This window comes from Rhodococcus sp. NPDC055112 (assembly GCF_053607505.1).
On record NZ_JBSGTR010000037.1, the window covers coordinates 39,189 to 53,609 of the forward strand.

Annotated in this window: 9 protein-coding genes; 7 read left to right on the plus strand and 2 right to left on the minus strand. The window is 67.3% G+C overall.

What is annotated here, in order from left to right; all coding sequences use genetic code 11:
• Nucleotides 1–55: 55 nt before the first annotated feature.
• The 4 genes from rpoB (at nucleotide 56) to ACWFRB_RS16830 (ending at nucleotide 9,853) form a co-directional block, all read left to right on the plus strand.
• Nucleotides 56–3,562 carry a DNA-directed RNA polymerase subunit beta gene (rpoB, locus tag ACWFRB_RS16815; protein ID WP_452642265.1) on the plus strand — a complete coding sequence of 1,169 codons (3,507 nt, stop codon included), beginning with the start codon at nucleotides 56–58 and terminating at the stop codon, nucleotides 3,560–3,562.
• 119 nt (nucleotides 3,563–3,681) lie between these two features.
• Complete coding sequence (locus ACWFRB_RS16820; RefSeq protein ID WP_452642255.1) at nucleotides 3,682–7,641, plus strand: DNA-directed RNA polymerase subunit beta'; 3,960 nt, start codon at nucleotides 3,682–3,684, stop codon at nucleotides 7,639–7,641.
• Between the two features lie 120 nt (nucleotides 7,642–7,761).
• Nucleotides 7,762–7,965, plus strand: coding sequence for a hypothetical protein (locus ACWFRB_RS16825; protein WP_452642256.1), 204 nt, complete (start codon nucleotides 7,762–7,764; stop codon nucleotides 7,963–7,965).
• A 217-nt stretch (nucleotides 7,966–8,182) separates the two neighbouring features.
• Nucleotides 8,183–9,853, plus strand: a complete 1,671-nt coding sequence (locus ACWFRB_RS16830; protein ID WP_452642257.1) for a 4Fe-4S binding protein — start codon at nucleotides 8,183–8,185, stop codon at nucleotides 9,851–9,853.
• 20 nt (nucleotides 9,854–9,873) lie between these two features.
• Here ACWFRB_RS16830 and ACWFRB_RS16835 read toward each other — a convergent pair whose 3' ends face one another.
• On the minus strand, nucleotides 9,874–10,632 hold the full coding sequence (locus ACWFRB_RS16835) for an acyl-[acyl-carrier-protein] thioesterase (RefSeq protein WP_452642258.1): 759 nt from the start codon (nucleotides 10,630–10,632) through the stop codon (nucleotides 9,874–9,876).
• Nucleotides 10,633–10,768: 136 nt separating this feature from the next.
• On the opposite strand from ACWFRB_RS16835, the gene ACWFRB_RS16840 reads away from it, so the two are divergent.
• Nucleotides 10,769–11,734, plus strand: coding sequence for an NADPH:quinone oxidoreductase family protein (locus tag ACWFRB_RS16840; RefSeq protein WP_452642259.1), 966 nt, complete (start codon nucleotides 10,769–10,771; stop codon nucleotides 11,732–11,734).
• Nucleotides 11,735–11,743: 9 nt separating this feature from the next.
• Here the strand turns inward: ACWFRB_RS16840 and ACWFRB_RS16845 are convergent, their stop codons facing one another.
• Nucleotides 11,744–12,232 carry a SixA phosphatase family protein gene (locus tag ACWFRB_RS16845; RefSeq protein ID WP_452642260.1) on the minus strand — a complete coding sequence of 163 codons (489 nt, stop codon included), beginning with the start codon at nucleotides 12,230–12,232 and terminating at the stop codon, nucleotides 11,744–11,746.
• A 211-nt stretch (nucleotides 12,233–12,443) separates the two neighbouring features.
• Here ACWFRB_RS16845 and ACWFRB_RS16850 point away from each other — a divergent pair, with 211 nt between their 5' ends.
• Both ACWFRB_RS16850 and ACWFRB_RS16855 read left to right on the plus strand, forming a co-directional pair.
• On the plus strand, nucleotides 12,444–12,860 hold the full coding sequence (locus tag ACWFRB_RS16850) for a MarR family winged helix-turn-helix transcriptional regulator (protein ID WP_077043522.1): 417 nt from the start codon (nucleotides 12,444–12,446) through the stop codon (nucleotides 12,858–12,860).
• Nucleotides 12,857–14,380, plus strand: a complete 1,524-nt coding sequence (locus ACWFRB_RS16855) for a DHA2 family efflux MFS transporter permease subunit (protein ID WP_452642261.1) — start codon at nucleotides 12,857–12,859, stop codon at nucleotides 14,378–14,380. The genes ACWFRB_RS16850 and ACWFRB_RS16855 overlap by 4 nt, the downstream gene beginning before the upstream one ends.
• Nucleotides 14,381–14,421 lie beyond the last annotated feature (41 nt).

Below are 14,421 nucleotides of genomic sequence, written 5' to 3' on the forward strand. Positions count from 1 at the left end.
CCACATGAAGAAGCAGATACAGCGGCGGTCGCGCAGCACGAGCGGCCCGCGTGAGGTGCTGGAAGGACGCATCTTGGCAGTCTCTAGCCAGACCAAGGCAAATGCCGGAATCCCCGGAGCCCCGAAGAGGGTCTCGTTCGCGAAGATTCGCGAACCTCTCGAAGTTCCAGGGCTACTTGATCTACAGACGGATTCTTTTGAATGGTTGATCGGATCGCCTGCATGGCGTGAGCGGGCCGCGGCCCGCGGCGACGGCAGTGTCACCGGCGGTCTGGAGGACATCCTCACCGAGCTGTCCCCGATCGAGGACTTCTCGGGATCGATGTCGCTGTCCTTCTCGGACCCGCGCTTCGACGAGGTCAAGGCCTCGACCGATGAGTGCAAAGACAAGGACATGACCTACGCGGCGCCCTTGTTCGTCACCGCGGAGTTCATCAACAACAACACCGGCGAGATCAAGAGCCAGACGGTCTTCATGGGTGACTTCCCGATGATGACCGACAAGGGCACCTTCATCATCAACGGCACCGAGCGCGTCGTCGTCTCGCAGCTCGTTCGCTCCCCGGGTGTGTACTTCGACCACTCCGTGGACAAGGGCACCGAGAAGGACCTGCACAGCGTCAAGGTGATCCCCGGCCGCGGTGCGTGGCTGGAGTTCGATGTCGACAAGCGTGACACCGTCGGCGTCCGCATCGACCGCAAGCGTCGTCAGCCGGTCACCGTGCTGCTCAAGGCCCTCGGCTGGACCACCGAGCAGATCACGGAGCGCTTCGGCTTCTCCGAGATCCTCATGGCCACCCTGGAGAAGGACAACACGGCAGGCACCGACGAGGCGCTGCTCGACATCTACCGCAAGCTGCGTCCGGGCGAGCCGCCCACGAAGGAGAGCGCGCAGACCCTGCTGGAGAACCTGTTCTTCAAGGAGAAGCGCTACGACCTCGCCCGCGTGGGTCGCTACAAGATCAACAAGAAGCTGGGCCTGAACCACGGCCAGCCGATCACCGCGTCGACCCTCACCGAGGAAGACATCGTCGCGACGATCGAGTACCTGGTGCGCCTGCACGCCGGTGATAACGCGATGACGGCGCCCGACGGCGTCGAGGTCCCGGTCGAGGTCGACGACATCGACCACTTCGGCAACCGTCGTCTCCGCACCGTTGGCGAGCTGATCCAGAACCAGATCCGGGTGGGCCTGTCCCGCATGGAGCGCGTGGTGCGCGAGCGGATGACGACCCAGGACGTCGAGGCGATCACGCCGCAGACCCTGATCAACATCCGTCCCGTCGTGGCCGCGATCAAGGAGTTCTTCGGAACCTCCCAGCTCTCGCAGTTCATGGACCAGAACAACCCGCTGTCGGGCCTGACCCACAAGCGTCGCCTGTCGGCGCTCGGTCCCGGTGGTCTGTCCCGTGAGCGTGCCGGCCTCGAGGTGCGAGACGTGCACCCGTCGCACTACGGCCGCATGTGCCCGATCGAGACCCCTGAGGGCCCGAACATCGGCCTGATCGGTTCGTTGTCGGTGTACGCGCGGGTCAACCCGTTCGGCTTCATCGAGACCCCGTACCGCAAGGTCGTCGACGGACAGGTCACCGACCAGGTGGACTACCTGACCGCCGACGAGGAGGACCGCCACGTCAAGGCCCAGGCCAACGCCACGGTCGACAAGGACGGTCGCCTGACCGAGGACCGCGTCCTCGTCCGCACCAAGGGCGGCGAGGTCGAGCTGATCCCGGCCGAGGACGTCGACTACATGGACGTCTCGCCGCGACAGATGGTCTCCGTCGCGACCGCGATGATCCCGTTCCTCGAGCACGACGACGCCAACCGCGCCCTGATGGGTGCGAACATGCAGCGTCAGGCAGTGCCGCTGGTCCGTTCCGAGGCGCCTCTGGTCGGCACCGGCATGGAGCTGCGCGCTGCGGTCGACGCGGGCGACGTCGTCGTCAGCGAGAAGACCGGCGTCATCGAGGAGGTCTCGGCCGACTACGTCACCGTGATGGCGGACGACGGCAGCCGCAAGACCTACCGGATGCGCAAGTTCGCCCGCTCGAACCAGGGCACCTGTGCGAACCAGCGTCCGATCGTGGACGAGGGCGACCGGGTCGAGGCCGGCCAGGTCATCGCCGACGGTCCCTGCACCGAAGCCGGTGAGATGGCGCTGGGCAAGAACCTGCTCGTCGCGATCATGCCGTGGGAGGGCCACAACTACGAGGACGCGATCATCCTGTCGCAGCGCCTCGTGGAAGAGGACGTCCTGACCTCGATCCACATCGAGGAGCACGAGATCGATGCCCGCGACACCAAGCTCGGTGCCGAGGAGATCACTCGCGACATCCCGAACGTCTCGGATGAGGTCCTCGCCGACCTCGACGAGCGCGGCATCATCCGCATCGGTGCGGAGGTCCGTGACGGCGACGTGCTGGTCGGAAAGGTCACGCCGAAGGGCGAGACCGAGCTGACCCCGGAGGAGCGCCTGCTGCGCGCCATCTTCGGTGAGAAGGCCCGCGAGGTTCGCGACACGTCCCTCAAGGTTCCGCACGGTGAGAACGGCAAGGTCATCGGCATCCGCGTGTTCTCGCGCGATGACGACGACGATCTGCCCCCCGGTGTCAACGAGCTGGTCCGCGTGTACGTGGCCCAGAAGCGCAAGATCCAGGACGGCGACAAGCTCGCCGGCCGACACGGCAACAAGGGTGTCATCGGCAAGATCCTCCCGCAGGAGGACATGCCGTTCCTGTCCGACGGCACCCCCGTCGACATCATCCTGAACACCCACGGCGTGCCGCGTCGTATGAACATCGGTCAGATCCTGGAAACCCATCTGGGGTGGATCGGCAAGACCGGCTGGAACGTGCAGATCGCCAGCGACGGCACCCGCCCGGACTGGGCTTCGACCCTGCCCGAGGAGATGCTCTCGGCCCCGGCCGACAGCAACATCGCCACCCCGGTGTTCGACGGTGCCAAGGAAGACGAGCTGACCGGTCTGCTTGGCGCGACCCTGCCGAACCGCGACGGCGAGCAGATGGTGGGCCCGGACGGAAAGGCCACCCTGTTCGACGGCCGCTCCGGCGAGCCGTTCCCGTACCCGGTCTCGGTCGGCTACATGTACATCATCAAGCTGCACCACCTCGTCGACGACAAGATCCACGCTCGTTCGACCGGTCCGTACTCGATGATCACCCAGCAGCCGCTCGGCGGTAAGGCCCAGTTCGGTGGCCAGCGCTTCGGTGAGATGGAGTGTTGGGCGATGCAGGCCTACGGCGCGGCGTACACGCTGCAGGAGCTGCTCACCATCAAGTCGGATGACGTGGTCGGCCGCGTGAAGGTGTACGAGGCCATCGTCAAGGGCGAGAACATCCCCGAGCCGGGCATCCCCGAGTCGTTCAAGGTGCTCCTCAAGGAGCTCCAGTCGCTCTGCCTCAACGTGGAGGTGCTGTCCTCGGACGGCGCGGCCATCGAGATGCGCGACGGCGACGACGAGGACCTCGAGCGTGCGGCAGCGAACCTGGGCATCAACCTGTCCAGGAACGAGGCGGCGACCGTGGACGATCTCGCGAACTAGGTGTTTGGTCCCCGGGCCGTGGGATTCCGCGGCCCGGGGGCGTAGCCCACATTTGAATTTGGCAGACAGGTAGGCGCTGAGAAGCGCACACCATAATCCCTCTGGGGAAAGGAAGTTACGTGCTCGACGTCAACTTCTTCGATGAACTCCGCATCGGCCTTGCCACCGCTGAGGACATCCGTCAGTGGTCGTTCGGCGAGGTCAAGAAGCCGGAGACCATCAACTACCGCACGCTCAAGCCCGAGAAGGACGGCCTCTTCTGCGAGAAGATCTTCGGCCCCACCCGGGACTGGGAGTGCTACTGCGGTAAGTACAAGCGCGTCCGCTTCAAGGGCATCATCTGTGAGCGCTGCGGCGTCGAGGTGACCCGCGCGAAGGTGCGCCGTGAGCGCATGGGCCACATCGAGCTCGCCGCTCCTGTGACCCACATCTGGTACTTCAAGGGCGTGCCGAGCCGTCTCGGTTACCTGCTGGACCTGGCGCCGAAGGATCTCGAGAAGATCATCTACTTCGCCGCCTACGTGATCGTCGCGGTCGACGACGAGCTCCGTCACAACGAGCTCTCCACCCTGCAGGCCGAGATGGAGGTCGAGAAGAAGTCCGTCGCCGACCAGCGCGACGCCGACCTCGAGGCCCGCGCCCAGAAGCTCGAGGCGGACGTCGCCGAGCTCGAGGCCGAGGGCGCCAAGTCCGACGTGCGTCGCAAGGTCAAGGACGGCGGCGAGCGCGAGATGCGTCAGCTCCGTGACCGGGCCCAGCGCGAGCTGGACCGGCTCGAGGAGATCTGGACGACCTTCACCAAGCTCGCCCCGAAGCAGCTCATCGTCGACGAGGGCCTCTACCGCGAGATGGTGGACCGCTACGGCGAGTACTTCACCGGCGCGATGGGCGCGGAGTCCATCCAGAAGCTGATGGAGAACTTCGACATCGACGCCGAGGCGGAGATCCTCCGGGAGACCATCCGCAGCGGCAAGGGTCAGAAGAAGCTGCGCGCGCTCAAGCGCCTCAAGGTCGTCGCGGCCTTCCAGTCCACCGGCAACTCGCCGATGGGCATGGTCCTCAACGCCGTGCCGGTGATCCCGCCGGAGCTGCGTCCGATGGTTCAGCTCGACGGTGGCCGGTTCGCCACCTCCGACCTGAACGACCTGTACCGCCGCGTGATCAACCGCAACAACCGCCTCAAGCGACTGATCGACCTCGGCGCGCCCGAGATCATCGTCAACAACGAGAAGCGGATGCTGCAGGAGTCCGTCGACGCGCTGTTCGACAACGGCCGTCGTGGACGTCCGGTCACCGGTCCGGGCAACCGCCCGCTGAAGTCCCTGAGCGACCTGCTCAAGGGCAAGCAGGGTCGTTTCCGTCAGAACCTGCTCGGCAAGCGTGTCGACTACTCGGGCCGTTCGGTCATCGTCGTCGGCCCGCAGCTCAAGCTGCACCAGTGCGGTCTGCCGAAGCTGATGGCTCTCGAGCTGTTCAAGCCGTTCGTGATGAAGCGCCTGGTCGACCTGAACCACGCGCAGAACATCAAGTCGGCCAAGCGCATGGTCGAGCGTCAGCGCGCCCAGGTGTGGGACGTCCTCGAAGAGGTCATCGCGGAGCACCCGGTGCTGCTGAACCGTGCACCCACGCTGCACCGCCTCGGCATCCAGGCCTTCGAGCCGCAGCTCGTCGAGGGCAAGGCCATCCAGCTGCACCCGCTGGTGTGTGAGGCCTTCAACGCCGACTTCGACGGTGACCAGATGGCCGTGCACCTCCCGCTGTCCGCGGAGGCGCAGGCCGAGGCCCGCATCCTGATGCTGTCCTCGAACAACATCCTGTCGCCCGCGTCGGGTCGCCCGCTCGCCATGCCGCGTCTGGACATGGTGACCGGTCTCTACCACCTGACCCGTCTGGACGACGGTGTCGTCGGCGAGCTCGTCGCGGCAGGCAAGGATCGTCCCGAGGTCGGCGCCTACTCGTCGCCCGCCGAGGCGATCATGGCCGTCGATCGTGGCGCGCTGAAGGTGCAGGCCCTGATCAAGGTCCGCCTGACCACGCAGCGTCCGCCGCGTGAGCTCGAGGACGAGCTGTTCCCCGACGGTGGCTGGAACTACGGCGACGGCTGGATCGCCGAGACCACCCTTGGCCGCGTGCTCTTCAACGAGCTGCTCCCCGCGGACTACCCGTTCGTGAACGAGCAGATGCCGAAGAAGCGTCAGGCGACGATCATCAACGATCTGGCCGAGCGCTACCCGATGATCGTGGTCGCGCAGACCGTCGACAAGCTCAAGGACGCCGGCTTCTACTGGGCGACCCGTTCGGGCGTCACGGTCTCGATCTCCGACGTCCTGGTGCCGCCGAGCAAGTCCGAGATCATGGACAAGTTCGAGGGCCAGGCCGAGCAGATCGAGAAGAAGTACCAGCGCGGTGCCCTCAACCACACCGAGCGCAACAGCGCCCTGGTGAAGATCTGGTCCGAGGCCACCGACGAGGTCGGTAAGGCCATGGAGGCCTTCTTCCCCGACGACAACCCGATCCCGATGATCGTGAAGTCCGGCGCCGCCGGCAACATGACGCAGGTTCGGTCGCTCGCCGGCATGAAGGGCCTGGTGACGAACCCGAAGGGTGAGTTCATCCCGCGGCCGATCAAGTCTTCCTTCAAGGAAGGCCTGACCGTTCTCGAGTACTTCATCAACACGCACGGCGCCCGTAAGGGTCTGGCAGATACCGCGCTGCGTACCGCCGACTCGGGTTATCTGACCCGTCGTCTGGTGGACGTCTCGCAGGACGTCATCGTTCGCGAGACGGACTGTGGCACCGAGCGCGGCATCGTCACCACGATCGCGGAGAAGCAGGCCGACGGCACGCTGATCCGGGATGCACACGTGGAGACCAGCACCTACGCCCGCACGCTGGCCGCGGACGCGGTCGACGCCAACGGCACGGTCATCGTCGAGCGCGGCGCCGACCTGGGCGATCCGGCGATCGACGCGCTGCTCGAGGCGGGCATCACCGACGTGAAGGTGCGCTCCGTGCTCACCTGCACCACCGGCACCGGCGTCTGCGCCACCTGCTACGGCCGCTCGATGGCGACCGGCAAGTTGGTGGACATCGGTGAGGCTGTCGGCATCGTCGCCGCCCAGTCCATCGGTGAGCCGGGTACCCAGCTGACCATGCGTACCTTCCACCAGGGTGGTGTCGCAGGCGAGGACATCACCGGTGGTCTGCCGCGTGTCCAGGAGCTGTTCGAGGCCCGCGTCCCCAAGGGCAAGGCCCCGATCGCCGACGTCACCGGACGGGTGCAGCTCGAGGACGGCGACCGCTTCTACAAGATCACCATCGTCCCGGACGATGGCGGCGAAGAGGTCGTCTACGACAAGCTGTCCAAGCGTCAGCGTCTGCGCGTCTTCAAGCACGACGACGGTTCCGAGCGCCTGCTGGCGGACGGTGACCACGTCGAGGTCGGCCAGCAGCTCATGGAGGGCGCTGCCGATCCGCACGAGGTGCTGCGCGTCATGGGACCGCGTCAGGTGCAGATCCACCTGGTCAACGAGGTTCAGGAGGTGTACCGGAGCCAGGGTGTGTCGATCCACGACAAGCACATCGAGACGATCGTTCGTCAGATGCTGCGTCGCGTGACGATCATCGACTCCGGCGCCACCGAGTTCCTGCCCGGTTCGCTCACCGAGCGTTCCGAGTTCGAGGCGGCCAACCGTCGCGTCGTCGCCGAGGGTGGTGAGCCCGCAGCCGGTCGTCCGGTGCTCATGGGTATCACCAAGGCCTCGCTGGCGACCGATTCGTGGCTGTCGGCGGCGTCCTTCCAGGAGACCACTCGCGTGCTGACCGATGCGGCCATCAACTGCCGCTCGGACAAGCTGATCGGTCTCAAGGAGAACGTCATCATCGGCAAGCTGATCCCGGCCGGTACCGGCATCAACCGTTACCGGAACATCCAGGTTCAGCCGACCGAAGAGGCGCGCGCCGCGGCCTACGCCGTGCCGTCGTACGACGATCAGTACTACAGCCCCGAAGGCTTCGGCACCGGGACCGGAGCTGCTGTTCCGCTCGACGACTACGGCTTCAGCACCGATTACCGGTAAGCGCTTCCAGCGCCTGTGACACGGCCCCCGCCCCCAGCAATGGGTGCGGGGGCCGTTTCGCGTCTACTGTTGGAGGGACATTCCCCGGCATCGGTTCGGGCGATCACCACGGAGGATTCGATGGCAGGCAAGGGTATCGACCGCTCGAAGGCGCAGTCGGCGCTCGAGGTGGTCCGCGAGAATCCGGCGATCTCGTTGGTGGCCGCTGCGCCGGCGATCGTGATCTTCGGGGTGGCCTGGTGGCTGCTCGGCTTCGGCGGCGCGCTGATCCTGGCGATCGTGCTCGGCGTGGCCGTGGTGGCGGGCAAGAAGTTCCTCGGCTGACACGCTGACCGGTCCCTTCGCGTCGACCGTTCAGTTGTCGTCGCGGCACTCGGGCGACGCCCCGGATGGTGCGCACTGGGCGGGTTGGGACGTCCGCGACCTGCCCGAATTCGGTCGGGAGCGGGGCAGCGCGACTATCCTCTGATCCTCTGTGACTTTGCTCGCACCAGCCGGGTATTGTCGCAGGAACAGGTTCTAGTTTTGGAGGAGGCCGACAGTGGCGTTCGTGATCACCCAGCCTTGTTGCAACGACGCTAGCTGCACTGAGGTGTGCCCGGTGGACTGCATCCATCCGACGCCGGACGAGCGCGGATTCAGGTCGACCGAGATGCTCTACATCGATCCGGAGACCTGCATCGACTGCGGGCTCTGCGTGGATGCGTGCCCGGTGGACGCGATCTTCCGCGACGACGACCTGCCCGAGGCGATGGCGCGGTACTCGAAGATCAACGCCGACTACTTCGCGGGCACCGAGATCGAGTATGCGGATCCCGCCCCCTCGCTGAAGTTTCCCAAGACCGACCAGGATCCCTTCCGCGTCGCGATCGTCGGCGCCGGTCCGTCCGGTTTCTACGCCGCCCGCGAGCTGCTCTCCTTCAAGCGCTCGGGCATCGAGGTCGACATGTTCGACCGCCTGCCGACGCCGTGGGGCCTGGTGCGCGCGGGCGTGGCCCCCGACCACCCGGAGACCAAGGCGGTCACCGACGTGTTCGCGGAGGTCTCGCGGCGCGCCGGCTTCCGGCTGCACCTGAACGTGGAGGTCGGCAAGCACCTCACGCACGAGGACCTGATGGAGCACCATCACGCGGTGCTCTACACCGTCGGTGCGCCGAGCGACCGGCATCTCGGCATCCCCGGCGAGGAACTCCCCGGCAGCCTCGCCGCCACCGAGTTCGTCGCCTGGTACAACGGCCACCCCGAGTACGCGGACCACACCTTCGACCTGTCCGGCACGCGCGCGGTCATCGTCGGCAACGGCAACGTCGCGCTCGATGTGGCCCGTCTCCTGGTCACCGAGCCGGACAAGCTGGCCCGCACCGACATGGCCGAGCACGCGGTGGAGGCGCTGCGCGGCAGCGCAATCCGCGAGGTCGTAGTGCTGGGCAGGCGCGGACCCGTCCAGGCGGCGTTCACCAGCCCGGAGCTGCTGGCGCTCGGACAGATGCCCGACGTGGACGTGATCGTCGACCCGGCCGAGCTCGAGCTCGACAGCCACAGCGAGGCCGAGGTCGCGCAGAACCCGGCCAAGCGGCTGAAGATGGAGATCCTGCGCGAGTACGCGGAGCGCCCCCTGTCCGGCCACGAGAAGCGGATCGTGCTGCGGTTCCTGGCCTCGCCGGTCGAGATCCAGGGCGACGACCACGTCAGTGGGGTCGTCGTGGCGCGCAACGAGATGGTCGAGGGTCCGGACGGCACGCTGCGGGCGAGCAGCACTGATCAGACCGAATTGCTCGAGACCCGCATGGTGCTGCGCTCGGTCGGCTACCGGGGCGTGCCCGTCGCGGACCTGCCGTTCGACGACGCGCGCGGCACGATCGCGAACGTCGCGGGCCGGGTCACCTACCCGGAGTCGGGCGAGCCGATGCCGGGCACCTACACCGCCGGCTGGATCAAGCGCGGGCCCTCCGGCGTGATCGGCACCAACCGGCAGTGCGCGCACGACACCATCGCGCTGGTCATCGAGGACCTCGCCGCGGACCGGCTGCCCGCGCCGAAGGGCGACCGCGAGGCGCTCGAGGCGTTGCTGGCGGACCGTCAGCCCGAGGCGCTGGACTGGGCGGGCTGGAAGGCGATCGACGCCCGCGAACGCGAGCTCGGCAAGGCGTCCGGTCGGCCGCGGGTCAAGCTGCTCGACCTCGCCGAGATGGTGGCGATCGCCAAGAAGTAGGTTCGCCGGTCGGCGGCGGCTCAGTAGTGGTCGATGCCCGAGACCCGGGCTACGGCCCGCACGTCGCCGCCGACCAGGAACCACAGGCTGATCGACTCGGCATCCTGTCTGCTGCGGACGTGGACGTCCTCGCCCCTGGTGATGGGCGCGTTGTACTCGAGAACGGCGCGGTGCGGGCCCGCCAGCAGATCGGGCCTGGCGACGAGGTGGTCCTCGACGGCGTGCCAGTACGCCGCGTTGTTCACGTGGTCCATCGGGTCCAGGTCGGTCGAGCGCAGGTGGAATCGGGCGTCGGTGCCGTCGTCCTCCGGCGGCGGCCCGGCGAGCCACGGGCGCCATTTGAGTCGGTGCTCGTCGGTGGTCCGTGACAGCAGGGCGATGCCCTTGTCGCTGATCCGGGTCGGCATCCCGGTGTCGGGGCTGATGTTGATCCAGAAGCCCTCGGTCTCGATCAGCGCGCCCTTCTCGCTGGTGAGCTGCACTCGCATCGCCGACCAGCGGGTCGACAGGCCGGAACACCAGCGGCGCAGATGGATCCGGTCCGGCCACAGAGCGGGGCGGACGACGTCGATCACGGTTCGCCGCACGATCCACAGCGGGTCGAGATCGGCGAGTTCGGAGGCGTCCAGGTTGTCGGACCCGATGTCCTGCAGGTATCGGGTGATGCCGTCGAACCGTAGCCGGTTGTCGGGAGCGACGTCGCCCGTCCGGACCGGCCACGAGGTGGCGAACCCCAGCCCGTCGGCAGGGGGGACGGCGAGCGGCTGATCGAAGTCCAAGACTGCGCTCCTCTGCGGTGATCACCGGCGTGACGCGAACAGTATCTTTCCCGCGCAGGCGCGGTGAGACAAGGACTAGCGTCAGGGCTTCGGATCGCAGGAGAGATGCGATGGCGCGCGAACACGGAGGTCTGTGGTGAAAGCAGTTGTGGTCTCGGAGTTGACCGGACCCGCCGGGATGGCCCTGCAGGAGGTGCCCGAGCCGGACGCGGCGGGCAAGGTGCTGATCGACGTCCGCGCGACAGGGGTGTGCTTCCCGGACCTGCTCATCAGCTACGGCAAGTACCAGCTGCGGCCGGAGCCGCCCTTCATCCCTGGCGCCGAGGTGGCCGGGGTCGTGGTGTCCGCCCCGGATGACAGCGGCTTCGCCGTCGGGGACCGCGTGCTGGCGATGTCCGACCTCGGTGGTTACGCGGAGCGCGTCGCGATCGCGGCCTCGCGGGTGATGCCGATACCGGCCGATCTGAGCTTCGAGGAGGCCGCCTCGCTCATCATCAACTATCAGACGATGGAGTTCGCGCTGTCTCGGCGAGCGAGCCTGGTGGCGGGCGAGACGGTGGTCGTACTCGGTGCCGCGGGCGGTGTCGGCACCGCGGCCATCCAGTTGGCGAAGGCGCACGGCGCGAAGGTGATCGCGGTGGTCCGGCGGGCGGGGGCCGAGGATTTCCTCCGTGAACTCGGTGCGGACGAGGTGGTGGCGCTCGACGAGGGCTGGGCGGCCCGGGTGGGCGAGCTGACCGAGAATCGAGGCGCGAACGTTGTGGTCGATCCGGTCGGCGGCGACGCCTTCGACGACGCCGTTCGGGTGTTGGCGCCGGAGGGCAGGCTGCTGGTGATCGGGTTCGCGGGCGGCGGTATCCCGTCCGTGAAGGTGAATCGGGTGCTGTTCCGCAACATCAGCATCGTCGGTGCCGCCTGGGGTGAGTTCCTGCGCACCGACCCCGGGGCGCTGGCGCGCACCCACGCGGATCTCACCGAACTGGTCGGGAAGGGTCTGCGGCCGCTGGTCAAGGCCCGGTATCCGCTCGCCGACGCGCCCCGCGCGCTGGCGGACCTCGAGGCCGGTCAGGTGCTCGGCAAGGCGGTGCTCGTCCGCGATTAGCGGGCTCGCTCAGCGCGGGATGTGGAAGTCGGTCAGGCGCGCGCGTGAGTCGAGGAGGTCGGCCCAGGACCCCGGCACCGCCAGGGTCGCCATGGCCGAGGTCGGGAAGCGGTCCGCGATACTATCGGCGAGCGGGCCGCCGGGATCGAGCGCGAGTGCCGTGTCCGGGATGCCGGGCTCGTGCCCCACGACGAGCAGGGTCCGCACGGCCGAGTCGGTGCTCGCTATCTCGCGCAGCACCTCGGTGGCACTCGCCCCGTAGAGCGTGTCGGCGTAGCGGGCGGGAGCGTCGATGCCGCTGGCCGCGAGGGTGAGCCTCGTCCTGGTGGCGGTGGAGCAGAGCACGGCGTCGACCGGGGGCTGGGTCAGGCGGATCCAGTCGCCCGCCAGCCCGGCCTCGCGTTGCCCGCGCGGCGCGAGCGGCCGCTCGTGGTCGGCCACGCCGTCGGGGTAGGCGGACTTGCCGTGCCGGAGCAGGATCAGGACCTTCGAGCGCATGTCCCGACAGTAGCGACCCGAATGGCAGGCGGAAATTCGATTGCCCGGCGACCTGCGGCCGTGGTCGGATCCTCTGCGGGCGCTCGAGCATCGGCGGCGGACGTGATGCCCTTCACATTAATATCGTTTGGGCAATAGTTGCGTGATCGCTACTATTGCACGAGTGGCCGCTTCCCCCGAAGACCTGTATCAGGCGCTCGACGAGTTCATCATGCGGCTGCTGGGGGTGGGGGAGTCGGAGTCCATGGACAAGCTGATCGCCGTGGACCTGTCGTTCTCGCAGGTGCGAACTCTGTTCATGCTGGCGCAGCACGGCAAGCCGGTCGCGATCAACGAGGTGGCCGAGCGGCTGCGCCTGTCCGTCGCGGCCGCGGGTCGCAACATCGACCAGCTGGTCAACCAGGGTCTCGTGGAGCGCCGCGAGGATCCGAAGGACCGCCGCATCAAGAGGATCTCGTTGTCGGAGGCCGGTCGAGCCATCGCCTCCGGCCACATCGACAGCAAGAAGGGCGAGTTGCGAGCGTTCGCGGCCCGTCTGTCGGACTCGGACCGTGACCGGCTGTACGAGTCGCTGAAACCCATTCTCGCGGGAGATGTTCTGCGAGCCAATTGTCAGGAGAACCCATGACGACGCCGACACCTCCGGGCGCCCCCGCGGCCTCGGACAAGATCGACGGCGCAGTTCTGAAGATCGCCAGCGTGGTGGTGATCGGTGCCATCATGTCGATCCTCGACGTGACGGTCGTGAGCGTGGCGCTGCCGACGTTCATGACCGAGTTCGACGCGACTTACGCAACCGTCGCCTGGACCATGACCGCCTACACCCTGGCCCTGGCGACTGTCATCCCCGTGACGGGGTGGGCGGCTGACCGGTTCGGCACCAAGCGCCTTTACATGACGGCGCTGGTGCTGTTCGTCGGTGCCTCGGTGCTGTGCTCGATGGCATGGAACATCGAGTCGCTGATCGGCTTCCGTGTCCTGCAGGGCCTCGGCGGCGGCATGCTGATGCCACTGGGCATGACGATCATGACCAAGGCCGCGGGTCCGCACCGCGTCGGCCGCGTCATGGCCGTGCTGGGCATCCCGATGATGCTCGGACCCATCTGCGGACCGATCCTGGGTGGCTGGCTGATCGAGAGCGCCAGCTGGCACTGGATCTTCCTGATCAACCTGCCGATCGGCATCATCGCCCTGACCGCCGCGTTCGTGCTGCTGCCCAAGGATGACCCGAGCCCGGCCGAGTCCTTCGACTTCGTCGGCATGCTGCTGCTCTCGCCCGGCCTCGCGCTGTTCCTGTTCGGTGTCTCCTCGATCCCGGAGACCGGTACGGTGGCGGCCACTCGGGTGCTGGTCCCGGCCGTGATCGGCCTTGCCCTGGTGATCGGCTTCGTGTTCCACGCGCTCCGGGCCAACCATCCGCTGATCGACCTGCGCCTGTTCCAGAACCGCAAGCTCACCATCGCGGTCGTCACCTCGACGATGTTCGTGATCGCGTTCATGGGTGCCGGGCTCTTGTTCCCGAGCTACTTCCTGCAGGTTCGCGGTGAGACCACGCTGGCGGCCGGTCTGCTGCTTGCCCCGCAGGGCATCGGCGCGATGCTCACCATGCCGTTGGCGGGCACGCTCGTCGACAAGATCGGGCCAGGAAAGATCGTGTTGTGCGGCCTCTCTCTGATCGCCGTTGGCATGGCGGTGTTCACTCAGGTCGGCGCCGAGACCTCGTATGTCGTGCTCCTCGGTGCCCTGTTCGTGATGGGCCTCGGCATGGGCGGCACCATGATGCCGATCATGACGGCGGCGATGCAGACGCTGACCAACGAGACCGTTGCCCGTGGTTCGACGCTGATGAACATCGTCCAGCAGGTCGCCGGCTCGATCGGCACCGCGACCATGTCGGTGGTGCTCACCAACCAGATGCTGTCGCGCCCGCTGGCCGGACCGGCCATCGCGGCAGGGCAGGATCCGTCGATCGCGGAGCAGATGCCGCCCGGAGCGGTGGAGCAGGGTCTGGACGCCGCTGCGGACGCGTTCGGCAACACCTTCACGGTGGCGCTGGTGCTGCTACTGCTGACACTGATCCCGGCGTTCTTCCTGCCGAGGAGCAAGCCCGCGGCCCCGGTCGACGCGACCCAGGTGATGGCTCACTGAGTCGACTCGGTCGACGATGGCCCGCACTCCCCGAGGGGGCG